This window comes from Rickettsia endosymbiont of Cardiosporidium cionae (assembly GCF_015476335.1).
Lineage (GTDB): Bacteria > Pseudomonadota > Alphaproteobacteria > Rickettsiales > Rickettsiaceae > JADHZC01.
Genome location: NZ_JADAQY010000025.1, coordinates 1 through 1,331 on the forward strand (window position 1 = coordinate 1; position 1,331 = coordinate 1,331).

Here is a 1,331-nt window from a genome sequence, read left to right on the forward strand (position 1 = left end):
CGGTAAGAACTCCAAGGTCAGAGGTACCAAAAATATTGTAAAGGAAGCTGTGTTTAATATTCTACAAAGTGGAAAATATACAAAGGACGGCAATAACGCAATATATCAAGCCAATATACTTGACCTATATTGTGGATCAGGATCCTTAGGTATTGAGGCAATATCTAGAGGAGCCAAAATGGCAACATTAGTAGATAATAATGCATACCATATTGATATTGTTAGAAAAAATATTGCATTAATTGGAGAAGAAAATAATATCTATCCAATACATTCAGATATATTCAAATTATCCCAAATCAATGATAAATTTGATCTGATATTTATTGACCCTCCTTATACTCAAAATAAATTGGAGGATATTATAATAGAAATCAAACAAAGAGAATGGGCAACTCAACAAACGATAATATTCTACGAGTACACAGAAAATATGAATCTAAAATTACCTGGGTTTTCTTCTGTCTTAATACAAAAACAATTTGGTAAAACAAAATTTGTGCTATTTAGAATAAGTGATAAGTAAATTATATATACAACTAGCAAAATTTCTTATCAAACAAGCAGCAATTATTTTTTCTATTTATTTTAATTTGTTTTTTTAATAACATATATCAAATTCTTATATCCTGCTATGGGTTAGGATGGAGATAGTGGGATAGTTGCTCCAAGTTGCACTTGGTTATATGCTTTAGCACTTATAGGATAGTTGTCATAGTCTCTGCAGAATAATTATTAAACTTTTATTGTCATAATACTGCAATTAATGAATTCTTAATGATTATAGAGTTTAATCTAATTCGTATGTAGATTGTAAAAGTTTGTGTTAACTTGAATTATGGAGAGAGTAGTGCAGTCATTAAATTATAGCCTAACGTCAGAACGTATTTTTTGCACTTGTCTGGTTTTTAGTTTGTTGCTTGTTATGGTATTTTTTCCATGTACATCTTTTGCTGCAGGAGAAGACGGAATTAGTTGTACATTATATAAAGTAACATCGCAGTTAACTGGACCTATTGGTCAAGGAATATCAATTATTGCGGTTGTTGTATTAGGTATTGGGCTTTTTCTTGGTAAACTTTCTTGGGGTCTTGCTATTGCCACAGCAGTAGGTATAGGAATTATTTTTCAAGCCCCTAAGATGGTTTCATGGCTTAGCGGTGTTGGTAATATTGCTTTAACCTGTTAAATATTTATACTTTGGATCTTAGCATTTTTATCTTGCTGCGATGAGTTTATATTTTTATATTGTATTTCCAAGGGTTAAGTGGCAAATATATGGATAAGTTTTAGATATTATGTGCAATATAGAGTTAAAAGTTTATAAAAAT

At 30.1% G+C, this 1,331-nt stretch carries 2 protein-coding genes; both read left to right on the forward strand.

Going from position 1 to position 1,331, the window contains the following annotated elements:
- Positions 1 to 526: RsmD family RNA methyltransferase (locus tag IHI24_RS04700; protein WP_194966908.1), on the forward strand; the 526-nt coding region annotated here is incomplete at its 5' end.
- 312 nt (positions 527 to 838) lie between these two features.
- Entirely contained in the window at positions 839 to 1,189 is a 351-nt protein-coding gene (locus IHI24_RS04705; protein ID WP_194966909.1) for a TrbC/VirB2 family type IV secretion system protein, read from the forward strand.
- Positions 1,190 to 1,331 lie beyond the last annotated feature (142 nt).